A 19,228-nucleotide genomic window follows, 5' to 3' on the forward strand; every position below is an offset into this window, starting at 1 on the left:
ACATTTTTAATCAAAATGGTAGAGTACTAATTTTCCTTTCTACCATTTTTTTGTACCTATATTAATATTTTGGACGGGTCTAATAATATTCATTGCTTGTAAAATTTAGCGATCGCTTGTGCAAAGCCTGCAAAAGAACTATAGTCTTCAGCAACAATAGAAACCTTCAAGCCAAGTTTTCTGGCATTACTGGCTGTATAAGGACCAAAGCAAGCGATCGCAGAGTTTTGACAGTTATCTGGACAGTCGTCAAACATTCTTAAAAAAGCTGCGATTTCTGCAGTACTGCTAAAAGCAATTAAATCTATTTTGCCTTGACGAATTAAATCCAATTCTACTTGATAAAAATTTTTATCTAAACAGCTTGTTTTATAAGTAGGAATGGGAGTAACTTCCATCCCCAATTTTTTCAATCCTGCAATAAAATTAGGCACAACATCTGGTTCTGGTACGCTAACTACTTCTGGAACTGGTACAAGTATGCTCTGTTCGGCTATATCAGGAATTTCAGCTAACTCCGCAATAATTCCGGAAGGGCTTGGTTCTATTGGAATCAAATCAACTTCCAATCCCAAAGCAGTTAATTTTTCTGCATCTTTGCCAATTGCACATAAACAATTATTTTTTAAAACTGAGAAGTTGACCCCTAAATACTCTAAACGTTGAAAAAAAGCATCGATTCCATTTCTGCTAGTAAAGGTAATCCAATCAAATGTATTTAATTTATAAAGTATGGGATCTAATTTAGTAAAATCTTGTAACAAAATGATTTCAATAGTTGGCATTAGAAATGGCAAAGCACCCAACTTGACTAATTCCTGAGCTAATCTATTAGCATAATTACGTGGTGCTGTAACAATAATTCTTTTATTACACAAAGGAAGTTGTAGTGTTGGAGTTAGCATATTAATTTCTTCCCTAATTTATCTATTATTTCAACACAACTGTTTCGATTAAGTTGATTAGGGTAATTTATGGCATATATAAGTTTCACTATGAAAAGTGAATCCAAAGCTTAGGGTTCTATAGATTAATAATAGACAAGTTTGTTCACATATCTGTGAGATTTTACTTATAGAATAAGCGCTTTTAAGTTTATCTACTTGATATAGAAGTTTAAAGCACGACAATAATTGTTCTTTTTTGTGTCATATGAGAAAGTAAAAAGAATGCAAAAATGGAGGCACCGAAGTGAAATACAATGAAGGACTTTTTCAAGGTGCCGGAGGTGTAAATCTCTATTACCAAAGCTGGCACCCCCAAACTGAAGTACGTGGAGTTTTAAGTATTGTCCATGGATTGGGCAGTCACAGCAGTTCGTATGGCAATATTGTAGAGCATTTAATACCTAGAAGTTATGCAATATATACTTTTGATTTAAGAGGACATGGGCGTTCTGATGGTCAAAGGGGGCACATTAATTCTTGGGAGGAAATTAGAACAGATCTCAAAGCTTTTTTACAGTTAGTTGAAACTCAATTACCCAACCTTCCTCAATTTATTCTGGGTCACAGTATGGGAGGTGTTGTAGTACTAGATTATGTAATGCGATTTTGCGTATATCGATCGTCATTATTTGGTGCGATCACTTTAGCCCCAGCAGTAGGAAAATTAGGGATATCGCCATTTAAACTAACTATTGGTAAAATTTTGTCCCGAGTATTGCCCCGTTTTACATTAAGTACGGGGCTTAAACTTGATACAGGAGCACGAGATGAGAAGGTTTTAGCTGCTTATGCTGAAGATAAATTACGTCACACTCGTGGTAGTGCAAGATTATCAACTGAATTTATTGATACTGTCAATTGGATCCATGCTCATATTGAAGATTTGCAAATTCCTTTATTAATTATCCAGGGTGGTGCAGATACGGTTACTTTACCTGAAGGAAGTCGTCAGTTTTTCCAAAAAGTTACTTTCCCAGATAAGGAACTTTTAGAATATCCAGAAGCTTATCACGAAATTCAAGATGACTTCGGTTACGAGCAGGTGATGGCTGATTTAGGATCTTGGTTAGAGAGACATTTATCCCCAACAGAATAATATTTTAAAGTCTAAATATTAATCAAAGTATAAACATTAAAAATCAAATATCAAATATCAAACATTAAATAATATAAATAGAGATTATATATAAATGTAATTCTAATGTTACTCTTTTATTTGATAATTATTGATTAAAAATAATTGAATAATGAAGCTAATAAATTAGCTTTTTATTTAATAAACATACTAAATAAATGGAAACAGATAAGGTTTTTTATAAACTGTTTGGAGAATTTCCATATATATTTTTCGAACTAATCGGAAAACCACCTAATCTATCAAATCTTTACGAATTTAAAAGTCAAGAAATTAAAGAAACCAGTTTTCGACTTGATGGTATATTTCTCACATTAGATTCAAGCTCAAAGAAAGCTTCCAATGAACCAATTTATTTTGTCGAAGTTCAATGTTATAAAGACAAGCTTTTTTACGACAGGTTTTTAACTAGCATTCTACTTTACTTTTATCACTATCAACCACCCAATTCTGATTGGTATGCCATAGTAATTTTCGACACTCGTAATAATGATACTGAATATCCTCAGCGTTTAAATTCACTCAAAAATCCACATTTGCGCTGCTTTTATCTTGATGAGATGGAAGACGTATCATCTCAATCACTAGGATTGGGAATTATCAAGTTAATTGTTGAAGAAAAGCAAAAAGCTAAAACATCAGTAAGACAGCTAATTGATAAAGCAAGGCTGGAAGTCAAAGATGCAGCTATTCAAAGAAAAGTTTTAGAATTAATAGAAGCGATTTTAGTTAATAAGTTTCCTAATTTAAGTCGGGAAGAGGTAAAGGAAATGTTAAGCATGGAACTCATTAAAGGTACTAAAGTATACGAATAACTTAGAGAAGAAGCTAAAGAAAAACTCAAGCAAGAAGTAAGAGATGAAGTTAAGGAAGAACTCAAAGAAGAAGCTAAAAAAGAAATAAAAATCGTAATGGTAACTAAACTTATGCAACGTGGGATGAATAGCAAAGAAATTGCTGAAATCCTAGAGTTAGATATAGAAGTTGTGAGAAAAGTAGTAGAAGGCAAATAAAGAACTGTTGAATACTTCTATAAAAGCTATTCACCTACTTATCTAACGAAAATAATCATAATGAGTTAGTTCCACAGATGAGTAGTTGCTAATCGAATCAAAGCATTACTCATTCTAGTTGCTAGTAAATAGAAAAATTATGGCTCTAAGCAGAAGACTATAAAAATTTATTTTTCTTTTTAAATTTTTCTTTCTGTAACTAAAGTCAAGCTTACCCACTCACCTTTTTCGTTGTAACTGCGAATCAGTCGCTGACGCAAATTGGGTTCTATTAACCAACCAGATTCAAGAAAAATTGGTTTTCCCGATTGAGCTTCAACTGGAAAAGTTGCAGAACTCCCACCAGGTAAAAATAAAACATTTACTGGGTTTTCTTGGTCTTTATCGAAGTGAAGAACTGAACCTTTAACAGTTGCGCTAGAACTAATTGTCCGATCTCCAAAACTTAAGTTTTGTCTTAAACGCCCACTTCCATCCAATTGCAATTGCATTTTGGTTGTGTAATTGTCTGGCGATCGCAAATCAGGATAGATCGTAATTGCTTCACCTTCCCATTTCCCTAGTAAATCATCGATATGAAGTAGAGGACGTTCTTTTTTGTTAGTTCCAGCTTTATGTTCGCGAATAACAGTTATTTTACTAATGCGAGAATTACTATCAAATATTTGCACCAAACGCGAGCGATTATTCTCGTGAATTAAACCAAACTCCCCCCCAAACAAAGAAAATCGGCTAAACTGCATTGGACCTTGAGAAAAAGCTCCATTCTCAAAAAACATGATACCGCCAATCCCTTGGGGACTGAATTCCAAAACGATATCTCTTTCTCCTTCCATTTGAAGAGTCAAGCGAGCGTTCTGATTATTGTTATAACCTTCCAAGGTAAGACGACTGGGAGTGTCTTTGAGAAGCTCACCTTGGGGGGAAAAAGTAGTAAAAGAGCCTTCCCAGACAGCCAGGTTTTCTAAAAAACATTCCCACTGAGATTTCATAGCCAAGAATTTTTAATTATTTTTAATTTTATAAGAGTAATTGAACGCTATCATCAATTACGACGAACTCCTACAGATATCATAGGTCTTGATGCGAATAATATAATTTTTAGATTTTGGGATTTTAGATTTTGGGATTTTAGATTTTTGGATTTTAGATTTTGGGATTCTAAATTCTGGGATTCTAGCTTTTGGCAAATCGACCTACAGCAAATATACTACCCATAAATCCTACAAACATACCGAAACTTAAAATAACTATGGGTAAAAATAGAGTTTGAGCAATAGAAAATTGCAAGTTATTTGCCAGAAATTGGATAAATTCTGGTTGCTGAGCAGCAAAATTAGAGACTAATTGCTGGAAAATACTAATAAAACCCCAAGCCATAGCTCCTCCTGAGAGACCAAAAGCCATACCTTGGAATATAAATGGTAAATATATCCAAGCAGATGTAGCTCCTACTAATTGCATTATTTCTATTTCTTGACGTCGCGCCATAACTATTAGGCGAATTGTGGTGTTAATGACTGCAGTTGCTGTCAGTGTTAAAGCCAAAGTGATACCCAAAGAAACTCTATGTAAACCTTGGTTTAGTTGGGTAAGACGTTTTAAGGCTTCATCTACATATTGGACGCTATCAACACCTTGTAATTTAGCTAGCTTCGTCGCTAAGCTCGGCATAATATCTGAATTACGGGCTTTCACCTCAATCTGGTCTACTAAAGGATTTCCGTTTAGCTGTGTTGTTGCACCTTCAAGATCTGAAATTCCTAATTCTTGAACTAGAGAATTCCAAGCTTGTTCTTTATGAATTGTCTTTATTTCAGCGACATCTGGTATTTTTGCGACTAAAGGAATGATTCTATCTGCACTTACATTTGGTTCCATATAGACCGATATTTCCAATTGATTGCCAAATTGGTTGAGGATATTTTCCATTAACCAGGAAGTTTGCAGGCTCATACCAAATAAAAATAGTAGTACGGTAACTGTACTGAGCGCCGCCCAATTCATCCATCCACCACGTCGTAAACCCAAAAAAGTTTCTTTGAGCAAATAATCTATTTGAGTCAGGACTTTCAACATTGTTTTTCCCCAAATAACGCAAGGATTTTGAATTGTTTCGGAACAATTCATTGTAAATATCTCAACTTGAAATGTCTCTAAGTTTTTGGTGGTTATATATTTATGTCAAAAATTTATGTCAAAAATTTATGTCAAAAATATTTATGTCAAAAATATTTATGTCAAAAATATTCGTTCTGTTGAGCCCTGATCCTTTAAAAAACTTTACTTATAAATTCTTGGCATAAACTACAAGGTTGTAATTTTTATTTCTACTTCAGGTGGTAAAATTACTTCATAAGACTTAGATTAAATCACTCAACAAAAAACATTGCTGCTATTTCTCTAATCTTTACCATTGAGAAACTTTCATGTGAAAGCCAAATAAATCTAAATCAAATTTTGCCCACACGTGGACGATAAACTTGTATGTGTTGCTTCTAGCAATGAGTAATGTTCTTCAAAGCAAGCTCTGTCCTGACTCTTGATATCGAAAGCCACAAAAAACTGCTATCCTACAACCTGTAGCAAAATGTATGTCCCGACCACAGGCATCTGAAAATGGCTCCAGACTATCATCGCGTAAAGCTAAGAGGTAAATCCTTTAAAGGTCAAGATTTAACCGGCGTAGACTTTTCCTACTCCGATATTCGAGGTGCAAATTTTACAGGTGCAATTCTTAGAGGCGCAAATTTCAGTCATGCTAAAGCAGGACTGCAGCGTCGTTGGTTTGTGATATTAGTTATCTTTTCATTACTATTATCCCTACTGTCCGGAAGTATTGCAGCAGTTGGCGGTTCTCTGGTTGGGTTTGTTTTAACCGAGCAGAACCAACCAAATCTGTATGTCGGTGTTGCTAGTTTAATTGTTTTAGTAATATTCTTTCTTTTGGCGATCCGTAAAGGCATAGTTGCTGCAACTGGGTTTTTAGCAGTTGCAGTCGCGTGGGTCGCTGTTGCTGCAGTTGCGTGGGCTGGTATAGTCGCAGTTGCATGGGCTGGATTAGCAGCAGATACGGGCGCAATGGGTTTGGCTCAATTAGTCGCGGTAATTGTTACTGGTGCAGTTGGTGTTGTAGTGTCAGCAACTGGAGCTGTAATTGTTTCAGGTGCTGCAGCCTTAGCTGGTGCAGTTGCAGGTGTATTTGCAGTGACTATGACTGTGGCGATCGCCGGATGCGTTTCTGGCATTATAGCCGTAGCTGCATCAACAGTTGGCGTATTAGCTGGAGGTGTTGCAGCAGCTGTAGGAATTTCGGTTGTATTACTGGCATCCTATGTTGGCTGTTCTGCTCTTGCAGGAGATAAGAAACAAAAATTAATTCGCAACATCATAGTTAACATCGCAGCGAAGTATGGAACTACATTTCAAGGTGCAAATTTAACTGATGCTGATTTTACTCAAACAAAGCTTAAAAATACGAATTTAAATAAGGCAAACTTAACTCGTACTTGCTGGTTTCAGGTGAAAAAGTTACGTTTGGCTGCTTTTGAGAATACTTACTTGGAAAAGGAAGATTTACGAGAGCTTGTAATTACTAAGCAGCTACAAAATCGCAACTGTGATGGCTGGGATTTGCAAGGAATTAATTTAGCAGGAGCAAATCTCAAGGATGTTAGCTTGACTGGGGCTAACTTGAGTGAATCTAATTTGCAAAATGCCGATATTTCTCGAGGTAAACTAGTACAAGCACATGTGGATAAAACTGATTTTCGTGGAGCAAATTTAACCGGTGCATATATTGAAGATTGGCGGATTTCACCTGACACCAAATTAGAAAATGTCAAATGTGAATATATCTTTTTACGGGTTCCCACAACTGAAAATCCCAATCCAAATCGCCTTCCTAGCAATTGGGAAGAAACTTTTTCCGAAGGTGAATTTGCAAAATCTGTAAGTCCCTTATCAAAATTACCAAATTTATAGCCTAAGTATAATTTCATTATTAATTAATATTGATAATATTATTTCTATTTCCGAAATTAACGGAGTTTTTACTGTAGGAAAAATAGGTATCAAGATTTTGTTACAAGCAGACTAGGTATAAAGTTTGTCTTCAGGCAAAGTAGATATCAGTTTTTTGCTTTTACTACCTTCAACTACTGAAGTCGTAATCTTATTTACTAATATTAGAGTGTCGATAATTTAGGTAATTTGCTTCTTATAAATTTTGATTCTTATAAACTTTGGTTTAGTTGATCGCAATCTACAATTCAAAATCATTAAAATTATAAGTATCAATTGTAACTGCAATTAGTTAACTTCGATTTCTATTTGCAAAAAGCTATTTGCGTTGCAACGAAATCTAAATTTTATTTCCAATATAACTTTTACTCAGACAATTTTTACTTGCAAAATCAATCAAGGAGATATCATGCCACAAGAACGTGAAGTAAATATTACTCCTCAAGGAGATGCAATTGGTGTTGTGATTGGCGATTCCAACAATTTAAAAGGAATCCTCACAAAAACCAGTGGGGATCTAGCAAATACAAATAACGATACACCTCCAGTTGTTCAGCCGAGATAAGTTTTAGGTTGTAATATTGGTTATTTTGCTAGCTGTATCTTTTTAAAGTTTTGAATACTTAAAATGTATTACTTTTAGCAGGAAATCCAGTTAAATTCTCAGCTGAAAAGAGGTGAAATATGTACTACTACAAAAACCTTATTTTTTATCTGTAAATCTATTATTATTAAGGAGATATAATGCCTCAAGAACGTGAAATTAATATTAACCCCCAAGGAGATGCTATCGGTGTTGTTGTAGGTAGCTATAATAATTTAGAGGGTGTTCTAACAAAAACTAGTGGTGATATAGCTAATATTAGTAACGATCCACCCCAAGCAGCAAATTTAGCTGTCAAACCTATGAGAAAACCTCTATCATCAGAATTAGAAAAACCAATAGAAAAAGATTCGGAGATTCCAGCAGACGAAGAAGACAATGCTCTTGATGAAGGCAATTCTTTCAAAATGATTAATCCATCTGGTAGTTTAGAGATGGTTCCCACTAACAGTGATGAGTTATTATCAGATGAACCATAAATAAATCCAGATATGATGAACCCTTTACATGAAACCCTAGGAAGGGTTTGAAAGGATATAAAATAAATCTTAGAGCGCCCAAAAGTTATCGGTTAGGGGCGCTTATCATATTTTTTCTTGGGTATTTGGTACAAAGCCGCAAAAATTGATTATTCCTTAAATTTGGGTAAATTCTATACTTATTCAAACTAGACAAACATCTCAAATTGTTAAGATTATAGAACCAGAAACGTATAAAACCTAATCTCAAAAAGTGAGTTAAAAGATTATGCCATCGGGAATTGCTGTTGAAAAAAAGAAGTTGAAAAATCCTCCCTTACAACTTCATTATTTGGGTGATCGCGTATTGCGTCAAAATACAAAGCGAATTGCCAAGGTAGATGATGAAACCCGTCAATTGATACGGGAAATGCTGCAAACAATGTATAGTAATGATGGTATTGGTTTAGCAGCACCCCAAGTGGGAGTTCACAAGCAGTTAATTGTAGTTGATGTTGAACCGGACAATCCAGCTAACCCCCCATTAATTTTGATTAATCCTACGATCAAAAAATTTAGTAAAGAAATCTGTCAAGCACAAGAAGGTTGCTTGAGTATACCAGGGGTTTATATGGATGTAACCCGTCCCCAGGTAGTCGAAGTCAGTTATAAAGACGAAAATGGGCGTCCTCGGACAATCAAAGCAGGAGATTTACTTGGACGCTGTATTCAACATGAGATGGATCACCTTAACGGTGTGGTGTTTGTAGATCGTGTAGATAATTCTTTAGCTTTAGCACAAGAATTATCTAAACACGGTTTTTCTCAACAAGCTGTAAAACCAGTAGTATAGGGCGATCAACAAGTGGGTATATTAACTCCAAAAAGTGGACTACTTTTATTAGGTTCTTGCATCACCGCAATTGCAGGTGTCGGTTCAATTTTTGAACTTTCTTCTGGGGAACCAGATTACGGAGTTCAAGTTACCTCAATTATTTTAGGTTTAAGTATTCCTTTGACAGCATTATTTTTTATTGCTGCAGTTAGGGATGCAAGGGCTAATATTAAGTAAGCATCAGGTATGAATAAAGGAAAAGGGAAAGGATAAGGGAAGAATTACCCTTCGACCTTTTACCTTTACCTTTTATCTAGATCGTCAATCACGAATCTGATTTAGAAGAATATTTCTCCAAAAGCATTTAAAATTACTGACTTATAATATTTTTTCGTTTAATGCAGATATATTGTTTTATGCATCTCTACTAATCATTTTTTTATAAATAGGACTTACGCAAAATTAACGTAATTACGTCATTACGTATGACTAACGTCACGCTTTGCTAACAGCTACGCTGCGGGCTAGCGTTAGCGACGTAATCTCCTGAGACGCAGGGATTGCTATCTCCTAAACGGAGACGCTGCGCTAACCCTACACTGTGTTCCGGTCGCAATGACAAATCTATGTCCTACGGACACGCTACGAAGACCGTTGCGTAAGTCCTGATAAAAATAGTATTAAAAGCTCCAGATATTGATGTTATTTCAGACCGAGACCAAAACAGCACCTCAAAGTGATCGCGGTTGAAAAGATTGCATCACCATACGGTCTGACTGAATAACGATCGCAGTCGAGTCTGGTATTTCTTCCCAAGCATCCTTAGCTTAGTGCGTACCAGTGCGCAGGTTTGTGTTTTGTCAATTTACTTATCCATTTACTTAGCGCCTGAAGTCTTTATATTTTGATGTGAACTCATAACGAATTTGACTTATTTCCGTTATGAGTATATATTTTATATGAAGTCATAATGAATTTGACTTTGTTTTATGAGCCTATGTTCCTCATAAGAGATCCAAACAAATAAATGTCATCACTTTCATACGCCTTTGTGCGCATCCTGCGAAGATGCGTCTAATAAGTGGTGCGTGTCCATAAGTATGGTGAATAACCGCATACACACTTAAGAGACTTCGAATTAATAAAATCTCCATATTCTGATTGGATTATTTATTAATCGATATGAATTCTGAGTTTTGATTTGAAGCCATATCAACACCTCTACAATATTTTCGTTTTGTGCGTTTTAGCCAATCTTAGGATTTGCGCATCAAAATTTAAGTTTACATATGGCCGTAATAATAGCTTAATTGCTTAATCATCATTCTCACTTGCAGCACTCAATCAAAATCAAAAGGAACTAACATCATGTCAAAAAAAATCATTCCTGGAAACGAAACTAGCAATACTCCTGTTGTACTTGACGAATCTGGCGAATCCTTAAAGGTATTTGGTCGCTTGGAAGTCAGTGGCGAAGAACCTGCTGTTTCAGCACAAGGGGTTCTCAATCGCGTTGATATTGAAGGTGGAGTTATTCGGAGTGAACGCAGAGCAATTGAGGCAGGTGGGACTGATACCAATATTGTGAATAATGGCACTATTGATGGAGGTCGAGACGGTATTTATTTCATTGATGATGGTAGAGCTTCAGGTACAGTTCGCAATAAAGGTACTATCACCAGCGCTAGTCGGGCAATCCATATTGGTGGTGACCAAGTCAACGTTATTAATGAAGGTTTTATTACTACTACAGATGACCCCCGCAATGGTACCGTTTACAGTAATGTCACTGGAAACAACTATTTCTTAGATAACAAGGGACTGATTGATGTCGGTGAAGGTAACAATGGTGATGCGATTTCTTGGGAGCTAGGTGAAAATATTACGACTTCTATAGTCAACTCTGGACTAGCACAAGGTCGAGGTGAGGCGATTGGAACTAATCTATCTTCAGCAGTGCGTCTGTTCCGTCCCGATGATATTGAAGGGCTTGTATCATTCAATGGGAATATTGAAAACTCAGGTAAACTAGCAGCCGAGAATGGTGCAGCTGTGGTTGTTCAACCGAATGTTGAACTCAATGGTTCTATTATCAATAGTGGTGAAATCAGAAGTGTCAATCCTGAGAATGGTAGGGGTATTAGCTTTGAAGATGGAAGTGAACTCAATGGTGAAATTCTCAATACTGGTCTGATTAATGGCGGTTATGATGGTGTTAATTTTGGCAGTGGCGGTCAAGTATCAGGTACACTTCGCAACAAAGGTACTATCACCAGCGCTAGTCGGGCAGTCCATATTGGTGGCGACCAAGTCAATATTATTAATGAAGGTTTTATTACTACTACAGATAACCCCCGCAACGGCACCGTTTACAGCGATCTTACTGCAAACAACTATTTCTTAGACAATAAGGGACTGATTGATGTCGGTCAAGGTAATAATGGTGATGCCATTTCTTGGGAACTAGGTGGAAATGTTACGACTTCTATAGTCAACTCTGGACTAGCACAAGGTCGAGGTGTGGCGACTAACGGTAATCTATCTTCAGCAGTGCGTCTGTTCCGTGGCAATGATATTGAAGAGGTTGTATCATTCAATGGCAATATCGAAAACTCAGGTAGATTAGTAGCAGAAAATGGTGCAGCTATAGCGATTCAAGAAGGAGTGGACTTGAATGGTTCTATCATTAACGACGGAACTATTGAAGGTGGCGCATTTAACGAAGGAAAATTAGCGATTGATGTTAGTGATGCTGCGGACACCGTTGAGATTATCAGCAAAGGCTCAATTGAAGGTGACATAATACTCAGTGCTAACGATGACTTGTTTGATGGTAGTGAAGGAAAAACTAGCTTCACTGTTGATGGTGGTGCTGGAAATGACACTATTAAGGGTGGAAGTAACGGTGACTTTCTCGCTGGTGGTGCTGGTGTAGATAGCTTGACAGGTGGAGATGGTAAGGATTCTTTTGCCTTTACGGATGACCCATTTTCTGGCGGTCAACCAATGCAAAATTCTGCTACTGGTATTAATGTTTTAAATGCTCCTGACATTATTACTGACTTCAGAACTGGTGAAGATAATTTAGTTTTTGACAAAGAACTGTTGAATGTTGACAAATTCAACTTCCAGCAAGCTAACAGTGCCGATCTATCGGGCGACAATAATTTGTTGATATTACGCGACCCATTTGCTAACGCAACAGAAGCAGCAAAAGCGATCGCAGATAGTGGTATTAGTGCCGATGAAGGTGTGTTTGTTTACTTCAACCAGAGCCTAGGATTTTCTAGGGCTGTATTCTCTGAAGATCTCGGTGATGGCGGTTCTATCAGCGTTCTCGCTAATCTTGAAAATCTTACAGACCCAGGAATTCAGGGAGATTTTTCTGCTAATGATTTCCTATTAACTTGAAAATAAATAGAGAGTAGGGAATCAATAGGGTTTCCACACACACTGAATGAAAATTCTCTATAAGTCAAGCAGGGGAAGCGAAGGTAGTAGGAGGACAAAAAATAATTATCTTTCCCCTCCCTTCAAATTCTTGGGCTTCCTCTGCTTATCTGTTTGCGTAGTGCGGACGATCATAAATTACTTAAGAACATCATAGTTACTAAAAATAAAGCGGTTAAAAAAAATACTCTACATTGAGTGACATAAACTACTTCATTTGTTAAAATCTGGCAACAATTCGAAATCATCAGGGTAAAAAATGAGACATCAAAAACTTTCTCCTGGATTGTTGCTTGCATTTGAAGATGTTCAGCGTGAAGGTGAAGAAGCTTCAATCGCCCATAAGCGATCACTAGGAATTGTTTTACCCAAAACATCTACTAAACCCACACGGATAGTTGTGTTTGTTTACTGCGATGAAGATACTGACTTGAGTCATTTATCAGAATTCGGAATTGAATTTAATCAATCCCAAGGCTCTGTTCGTACAGCCTACTTACCAATCAACGCATTGGAGCGGTTATCAGAAGAACCTGCAATTCATCGTGTCAAACCATCTCGCAAACTGGAAATGCGAATGGACATAGCATCAGAAAAAGTTTGCTTACCGCAGTTTAAACAAAAACATCCCGGTTTAAATGGTAAGGGAGTTATTATCGGCATAGTAGATAGCGGTATAGACCCCCAACATCCCGCCTTTAAAGGAAGAATCCTACAGATTTGGGATCAAACTCTGCCGGGTCCGGGTGTAGTTGAAGGTCCTTATGGGGCGGAGTTAAAAGGTGATTTGCTCAAGATATCCCAAGATACTAACGGACATGGAACCCATGTAGCAGGTATTGCTGCTGGCGATGGTGGGGATTTTTGTGGTGTCGCTCCAGAAGCACAACTAATAATTGTCAAGACTGATATGCAAGATGCTCATATTGCTGATGCGGTACGCTACATTTTTAGCGTTGCAGATAATATGGGATATCCTGCGGTAGTAAATCTCAGTTTGGGCGGACATGCAGATGCTCACGACGGTAGCGATTCATTATCCCAAATTATTGACGCTCAAACAGGTCCAGGGCGAATAGTTTGTTGTGCAGCAGGTAATGAAGGTAATGATAATATTCACGCCCAAGCAGTAGTCAAAAGTAAAGATAAGCATACAATGCGCTTTCAAGTACCTCCCCATCAAGCTGGTATTATCTGGCTTAATGGTTGGTATGATGGCGATTCTGAATTAGAAATTGCTTTGCGTTCCCCCAATGGTTTTGTTACCCCCTTCCAAGCAGTTAACTCTAAGGGAAATCCAGCCAAGCAATATAAACTATTTGATTCTCGGATAGAAATTGTCACTCCAGGTCCCGATCCTGCAAATGGCGACCATAATTTCTTCGTACAAATTCGCGGTCAAGGGTGGGGACGTTTTTCGGGACCAGTGACAGGTGGTGTTTGGCAATTACAAGTTCGCAATACAGCTTGCAAAGATGTTCGTTTGGATGTGTGGACTTTGGATGATACTGGAGGTTCTGTATTTTTTACCGGAAAAAGTGTTAGTGATGCTGTTAAGATCGGTTCCCCAGCGGCTGCAAAGAGTTCTGTTACCGTTGCTTCCTACACCAGCAAAGTCAAATACAGTGATATTGATGGTGAAGAAAGAGAAATGGGTTTGGAGTTAGATACCGTTTCTGAATTTAGTAGTGAAGGTCCCCTGCGAAATAACGAGCAAAAACCTGATGTTGCTGCACCTGGAGCAATGATTATTTCTGCTTTATCTTCCCAAGCGAACTTTGATCGCTCAATGATGCACAATTCTGAGTGTTTGGCTCTTGCAGGAACTAGCATGGCTGCTCCTTTTATTTCTGGTTTAATTGCACTTCTATTACAAAGAAATCCTAATCTCGATCCTGCATCTATCAAAGAAATACTGAAAAAGCACTCTTCTATTCCCAAACAACCTGCAGGAACCTTCGATCGCAAATGGGGTTTTGGACTAATCAATACCGAAAATCTTTGATTGGGGACCGGGGATTGGGGACTGGGTGAGATGAAGAGTGGGAACCAGTGACTTAAAAGTGGCGACTGGAAAATTAGGAAGATTGAATTTCTTTCTAATCCCTAATCCCCAAATCCCCATGAACTACCGAAAAATAGATACTGCTCTGGCTATGGCTATCAACCAAGTCGAAAACCCCTATCAACGTTTGTTCATAATTTTTATTCATACTCAGCCGATTTTAGAATCTGCAGCTCAAAATTTTTTGATTGATTTGGGTATCCGTAAAAAGACTGAAGGCGAAACAGTATTTACTGCTACTGTATCTGCTCATACAATTTCTGAATTATCGGACCAGAATTGGGTTAAACACTTGAAACTTTCGCAAAGACTGCGTTTTGTGAATCAGGGTTAATTGCGTAAATCTTGGTTCGATTTATGGTTATCAACAAAAATTGATACATTCTTGCTTAGTTATAAACGCAAATATTCTCCCTAATAAAGCCTTTAAGCATAAAAACTTAACTTGGATTATTTAAGATCCCCCTTACCAGTTGCTTAACTCACAACATAAACTGTAGGTGGGATTTGAAAGGCAGTCGGGAGACACGTTGTGAAAAAAGTTTTATCAATCATCTTAGGTGGTGGCGCTGGTACTCGCCTTTATCCACTAACAAAGCTCCGGGCCAAGCCAGCAGTTTCTCTCGCAGGAAAATATCGTTTAATTGATATCCCTGTTAGTAACTGTATTAATTCGGAGATATTCAAAATTTATGTTCTGACGCAATTTAATTCAGCTTCTTTAAATCGTCATTTGTCATCTACATATAATTTTTCGGGTTTCACTGAAGGATTTGTCGAAGTTCTCGCAGCTCAGCAAACTCCAGAAAATCCTAGTTGGTTTCAAGGAACAGCTGATGCGGTTCGTAAATATTTGTGGTTATTCGAAGAGTGGGATGTAGATCAATTTTTAATTCTTTCCGGCGATCATCTTTACCGCATGGATTATGCCAAGTTTGTACAGCGTCATCGGGAAACTGGAGCAGATATCACTCTCTCGGTTATTCCTGTAGATGCAAAACGTGCATCTGATTTCGGCTTAATGAAAATTGACGACACTGGGAGAATTGTCGACTTCAGTGAAAAACCCAAGGGTGAAGCGCTAGAGGAAATGTGGGTTGACACTTCTATTTTGGGCTTATCTCCAGAGGAAGCAGAAAAACAACCTTATATTGCCTCAATGGGAATATATGTATTTAACAAAGAAGTTTTAATAAAGCTACTCAAAGAGTCTGCTGAAAAAACTGACTTTGGTAAAGAAATTATTCCTGATGCTTCTAAGGATTATAGGGTTCAAGCTTACCTGTTTGACGATTACTGGGAAGACATTGGTACAATTGAAGCATTTTATCATGCTAATTTGGCTTTGACTCAACAGCCTAAACCCCAATTTAGTTTTTATGACGAAAATGCACCAATTTACACTCGTCCTCGTTACTTACCCCCCTCAAAATTATTAGATTGTAAAATTACCCAATCGATTATTGGTGATGGTTGCATTCTGAAAAATTGCCGAATAGAACATTCGGTTTTAGGTGTGAGAACGCGAGTAGAATCTGACTCCCTAATCGAAAATACAATGATTATGGGCGCTGATTACTACGAAGAATTTGCTGAACGACAGTCCAATTGCGATAAAAAGAAAGTAGCTGTTGGAATTGGTGCTCGAACAGTGATTCGGGGTGCGATCATTGATAAAAATGCTCGCATTGGTTGTGACGTTAAAATTATAAATAAAGATAACGTACAAGAAGCCGAGCGGGAATCATTAGGTTTTCATATTCGCAATGGTATCGTTGTAACTCTCAAAAATGCTGTAATTCCTGATGGGACTATTATTTAGCATTTGAGCTTAATGATTGGTATTTGGGGTATATGCTCCGCATGATATCTAAAATTAGGGATTAGGGATCGGGGAAGAGAAGCTTTCTGTTGCTTAATCCCTAATCCCCAATCCTATATTATTTTTCAACCGTGGGTACGGAAATTTCCTGATTCCTATAAGTAAGAACCGCACGCTTATTTTATTTGATTTTTGTTAATTTAAAGTCAGACTTTATTTGTCCCAAATCGTGGATTGTCCAATTCTCTGGACCAAATATAAAGAAAATATAAGTATAACTTCTACAGGAGGCTGGTAGATGGATTCAACCAACTTCAAAGACTACTACGCTATTTTGGGGGTGAGTAAGAGTGCAGATCAAGATCAGATAAAAAAAGCGTTTCGTAAGCTAGCAAGAAAATATCACCCCGACGTTAATCAGGGTAATAAAGATGCGGAAGCTAAATTTAAACAAGTGAATGAAGCTTACGAAGTTTTGTCAGATCCCGAAAAACGCCAAAAATACGACCAATTTGGTCAATACTGGAAGCAAGCAGGTCAAGGATTTGGTTCTGGTGGAGTTGGTTCTGGTGGAGTTGGTTTTGATGCGGGTGGCTTCGATTTTAGCCAGTACGGTAGTTTTGATGATTTTATTAATGAATTGCTAGGTCGCTTTGGTGGTGGGACTAGAAGTAGCAGTCAAAGCTATTCTTACCGTAACGCTGGAACCTCAGGTTTTGGCGGTGGATTTAACGATTTTGGTTTCCAAAATACTGCTTCTAGTGCAAATCGAGATAGTGAAGCTATTGTTAATTTGACCTATCATGAAGCTTTTCATGGCGTTCAAAAGCGTTTCAGTTTGGGGAATGAAACCATCGATGTTCGTATCCCACCGGGGAGTAAACCTGGTTCCCGTTTGCGTCTGAGGGGAAAAGGACCACTTAACCCCGTAACAAAACAACGTGGGGATTTGTATCTCAAAGTTGAATTACAATCTCATTCTTTTTTCCGCTTTGATGGGGATAACTTAGTTTGTGAAGTCCAAATTACTCCAGATGAAGCGGTTCTTGGTGCTGCAATTGACGTTCCCACACCAGATGGAATGGTTAATGTTAAGTTACCATCAGGGGTACGTAATGGTCAGTCTCTACGTTTACGTGGAAAAGGTTGGCGTCAACCTCAAGGAGAACGTGGCGATCAGTTAGTGAAAATCTTGATCGCCACACCTAGAGATATTTCAGCCACTGAGCGGGAGTATTACGAAAAAATCCAATCCATTCGAACTTTCAATCCCCGCAGTCATTTGCAAAATATTCGGCTTTAAATTGGATATTTATCAATATTTAAATTTGAATATTAGCTTCTAATGAGAGTCATTACTCGAATGTAGGTTGAAATTTTCCATTCCACCAAAGACAATTTTTTCAACCTAAAGTTTATTGTATTTGTAAATATTTGGGCGGAACATTATCTACCAACCAAACATCATTATCAGAACAGTAAAATAGATAACCGTTCTCATGCATTGCCATCGCATGAACTAGTAATATTACTGGTTTTCCATGTCTTGCACCAACTTTTTGTGCCGTTGTAATATCCGTAGACAAATGTACGTGATGCCGTGACATCTTCGACAAACCATTAGTCAATATTGATTCTATACTTTTATGTCCTGTACCGTGATACAAGATATCAGGGGGAGTTTGACTTACTAACTGTAAGTCAATTTTTACACTATGCCCTTGATTGGCACGAATTAGAATACCTGTTTCATCAAAAGAAAAACGTTTTTTGTCGTTGTTAGCAACGACTTCGTCTAATTCCCAACGACTTATAGGAAATCCATTTTTCTTACAAGCCTTTAAAAGCTTATCGACCTCCACCCAACCACCTTTTCTCAAAGTAATTCCTATTTTTTCTGGTTGGTGGCGTAGGTGTTTACTAAGATATTTACTGACTTTTATTAAGCGAGTATTATTCATTAACGAGCACCCAATGGGGGTGATTTTTTAATTCTTTAACTTTAAAGCAAGTGTAGCACAGAATAATTCATGTTGAATTATCCCGCGCTACATGTATTTTTCAAAAAATAAATTACGATATTTCTATTTTTTTCTCTAAATAGGGCTTGCTGTTAAAAAAGTCCTTTGGTCGGGGTAGGGAACAGTTTGAGCCTTGTTATTTTCAATTTTTTCAACTCCAATAAATTGGAAATGGAAGATTTTTAAGCTTTATACCTCTATTCTCTTGCACCCTTTTTCTCCAAAAATAGCCTGAAAAGCTTACAAGATAAAAGTTTTAAAGTTATTCAGCAAACCCTAAATATTCTAATAATTCCAGATTCACTAATTAATCTAGAGATAGGAAACTAATTTCAATATGCTACAAGTAATTTTATTTTCTGCAGTCTGACAACAGATAGATAAAGATGACTTGCAAATTGAAAAACATGAAATCAAATGTATTCGAACTAGAATCTAGATATTGAATCACTACTTATTTTTTAGTACATTAGTACTAATGTACAAGCTAAATCTTTGATAATTAAATTCTAAGCTTAAAATCTTAATCCCTAATTGTCAGGTTTATGATCGCAAACATTTTTTAAAGATAAAAATTTTATCTTGATTTTGTCACAGAGGTTATGATATGAAAAATCAGCAGCTTCCAGTATTATTCACGAGAAAGCTACTGATGGAGAGTCAAAAAATGCGTACTGTATTATCATAAATTTAGTTGAAAAATGGTAATAATAAAATCACCCTTTGGGGTTATTTTTATCCTTGGTTGGAATTAAAACTCAAGGATTTATTTAGGGCTTGCTGAATAAATACAAAAAGGTGATGGTTAATACATTATCAGACCCAAGGAATATATTCAGATGCAAGAAAACAGTC

The 19,228-nt window shown here is 37.0% G+C and carries 16 protein-coding genes; 12 read left to right on the plus strand and 4 right to left on the minus strand.

Translation table 11 applies throughout. The annotated features are described in order from the left end of the window. Positions 1-89: 89 nt before the first annotated feature. The gene (locus tag BC008_RS09440; protein ID WP_027845592.1) at positions 90-905 is read right to left on the minus strand and encodes a uroporphyrinogen-III synthase; all 816 of its coding nucleotides are present in this window, start codon (positions 903-905) and stop codon (positions 90-92) included. A 286-nt stretch (positions 906-1,191) separates the two neighbouring features. Between BC008_RS09440 and BC008_RS09445 the strand changes: the two genes are divergently transcribed. Together BC008_RS09445 and BC008_RS09450 are read left to right on the plus strand one after the other, a co-directional pair. Continuing rightward, positions 1,192-2,043 (plus strand): alpha/beta hydrolase, encoded by an 852-nt coding sequence (locus BC008_RS09445; protein WP_027845591.1) that lies wholly within the window; start codon positions 1,192-1,194, stop codon positions 2,041-2,043. Between the two features lie 197 nt (positions 2,044-2,240). Continuing rightward, entirely contained in the window at positions 2,241-2,897 is a 657-nt protein-coding gene (locus BC008_RS09450; RefSeq protein WP_235595838.1) for an Rpn family recombination-promoting nuclease/putative transposase, read from the plus strand. Between the two features lie 377 nt (positions 2,898-3,274). Here the strand turns inward: BC008_RS09450 and BC008_RS09455 are convergent, their stop codons facing one another. After that, positions 3,275-4,087 (minus strand): DUF3598 family protein, encoded by an 813-nt coding sequence (locus BC008_RS09455; RefSeq protein ID WP_027845590.1) that lies wholly within the window; start codon positions 4,085-4,087, stop codon positions 3,275-3,277. A 184-nt stretch (positions 4,088-4,271) separates the two neighbouring features. After that, positions 4,272-5,174: a cell division protein FtsX gene (locus BC008_RS09460; protein WP_027845589.1), complete on the minus strand. Its 903-nt coding sequence runs from the start codon at positions 5,172-5,174 to the stop codon at positions 4,272-4,274. Positions 5,175-5,714: 540 nt separating this feature from the next. On the opposite strand from BC008_RS09460, the gene BC008_RS09465 reads away from it, so the two are divergent. From BC008_RS09465 to BC008_RS09505, 10 genes are all read left to right on the plus strand, one after another. After that, positions 5,715-7,079 (plus strand): pentapeptide repeat-containing protein, encoded by a 1,365-nt coding sequence (locus BC008_RS09465; RefSeq protein WP_027845588.1) that lies wholly within the window; start codon positions 5,715-5,717, stop codon positions 7,077-7,079. Positions 7,080-7,527: 448 nt separating this feature from the next. Then, on the plus strand, positions 7,528-7,683 hold the full coding sequence (locus BC008_RS49370; protein ID WP_161938097.1) for a hypothetical protein: 156 nt from the start codon (positions 7,528-7,530) through the stop codon (positions 7,681-7,683). A 179-nt stretch (positions 7,684-7,862) separates the two neighbouring features. Beyond that, positions 7,863-8,201, plus strand: a complete 339-nt coding sequence (locus tag BC008_RS09470) for a hypothetical protein (protein WP_027845587.1) — start codon at positions 7,863-7,865, stop codon at positions 8,199-8,201. Positions 8,202-8,469: 268 nt separating this feature from the next. Beyond that, positions 8,470-9,033 carry a peptide deformylase gene (def, locus tag BC008_RS09475; RefSeq protein WP_027845586.1) on the plus strand — a complete coding sequence of 188 codons (564 nt, stop codon included), beginning with the start codon at positions 8,470-8,472 and terminating at the stop codon, positions 9,031-9,033. Between the two features lie 12 nt (positions 9,034-9,045). After that, complete coding sequence (locus BC008_RS09480) at positions 9,046-9,252, plus strand: hypothetical protein (RefSeq protein ID WP_058183460.1); 207 nt, start codon at positions 9,046-9,048, stop codon at positions 9,250-9,252. Positions 9,253-10,383: 1,131 nt separating this feature from the next. Beyond that, positions 10,384-12,426 (plus strand): calcium-binding protein, encoded by a 2,043-nt coding sequence (locus tag BC008_RS09485; protein WP_058183461.1) that lies wholly within the window; start codon positions 10,384-10,386, stop codon positions 12,424-12,426. A 298-nt stretch (positions 12,427-12,724) separates the two neighbouring features. Then, positions 12,725-14,470: a S8 family peptidase gene (locus tag BC008_RS09490; RefSeq protein WP_027845875.1), complete on the plus strand. Its 1,746-nt coding sequence runs from the start codon at positions 12,725-12,727 to the stop codon at positions 14,468-14,470. 37 nt (positions 14,471-14,507) lie between these two features. Continuing rightward, a complete protein-coding gene (locus BC008_RS09495; protein ID WP_235595839.1) occupies positions 14,508-14,864 on the plus strand; it encodes a hypothetical protein in 357 nt (118 codons plus the stop codon). Between the two features lie 198 nt (positions 14,865-15,062). After that, on the plus strand, positions 15,063-16,352 hold the full coding sequence (locus BC008_RS09500) for a glucose-1-phosphate adenylyltransferase (RefSeq protein ID WP_027845877.1): 1,290 nt from the start codon (positions 15,063-15,065) through the stop codon (positions 16,350-16,352). Between the two features lie 298 nt (positions 16,353-16,650). Beyond that, positions 16,651-17,655, plus strand: coding sequence for a DnaJ C-terminal domain-containing protein (locus tag BC008_RS09505; RefSeq protein ID WP_027845878.1), 1,005 nt, complete (start codon positions 16,651-16,653; stop codon positions 17,653-17,655). A gap of 112 nt (positions 17,656-17,767) precedes the next feature. On the opposite strand, the gene BC008_RS09510 is transcribed toward BC008_RS09505, so the two are convergent. Then, positions 17,768-18,313 (minus strand): RNA 2'-phosphotransferase, encoded by a 546-nt coding sequence (locus BC008_RS09510; RefSeq protein WP_027845879.1) that lies wholly within the window; start codon positions 18,311-18,313, stop codon positions 17,768-17,770. Between the last annotated feature and the right edge of the window lie 915 nt (positions 18,314-19,228).

The organism is Mastigocoleus testarum BC008, assembly GCF_001456025.1.
In the GTDB taxonomy this organism is placed as follows: domain Bacteria; phylum Cyanobacteriota; class Cyanobacteriia; order Cyanobacteriales; family Nostocaceae; genus Mastigocoleus; species Mastigocoleus testarum.

What these genes read in the sequence shown, in the direction of transcription:
- BC008_RS09440 (WP_027845592.1), bottom strand. Translation starts at nt 905, where the DNA reads ATGCTAACTCCAACACTACAACTTCCTTTGTGTAATAAAAGAATTATT.
- BC008_RS09450 (WP_235595838.1), top strand. Translation starts at nt 2,241, where the DNA reads ATGGAAACAGATAAGGTTTTTTATAAACTGTTTGGAGAATTTCCATAT.
- BC008_RS09455 (WP_027845590.1), bottom strand. Translation starts at nt 4,087, where the DNA reads ATGAAATCTCAGTGGGAATGTTTTTTAGAAAACCTGGCTGTCTGGGAA.
- BC008_RS09460 (WP_027845589.1), bottom strand. Translation starts at nt 5,174, where the DNA reads ATGTTGAAAGTCCTGACTCAAATAGATTATTTGCTCAAAGAAACTTTT.
- BC008_RS09465 (WP_027845588.1), top strand. Translation starts at nt 5,715, where the DNA reads ATGGCTCCAGACTATCATCGCGTAAAGCTAAGAGGTAAATCCTTTAAA.
- BC008_RS49370 (WP_161938097.1), top strand. Translation starts at nt 7,528, where the DNA reads ATGCCACAAGAACGTGAAGTAAATATTACTCCTCAAGGAGATGCAATT.
- BC008_RS09470 (WP_027845587.1), top strand. Translation starts at nt 7,863, where the DNA reads ATGCCTCAAGAACGTGAAATTAATATTAACCCCCAAGGAGATGCTATC.
- def (WP_027845586.1), top strand. Translation starts at nt 8,470, where the DNA reads ATGCCATCGGGAATTGCTGTTGAAAAAAAGAAGTTGAAAAATCCTCCC.
- BC008_RS09485 (WP_058183461.1), top strand. Translation starts at nt 10,384, where the DNA reads ATGTCAAAAAAAATCATTCCTGGAAACGAAACTAGCAATACTCCTGTT.
- BC008_RS09490 (WP_027845875.1), top strand. Translation starts at nt 12,725, where the DNA reads ATGAGACATCAAAAACTTTCTCCTGGATTGTTGCTTGCATTTGAAGAT.
- BC008_RS09505 (WP_027845878.1), top strand. Translation starts at nt 16,651, where the DNA reads ATGGATTCAACCAACTTCAAAGACTACTACGCTATTTTGGGGGTGAGT.
- BC008_RS09510 (WP_027845879.1), bottom strand. Translation starts at nt 18,313, where the DNA reads ATGAATAATACTCGCTTAATAAAAGTCAGTAAATATCTTAGTAAACAC.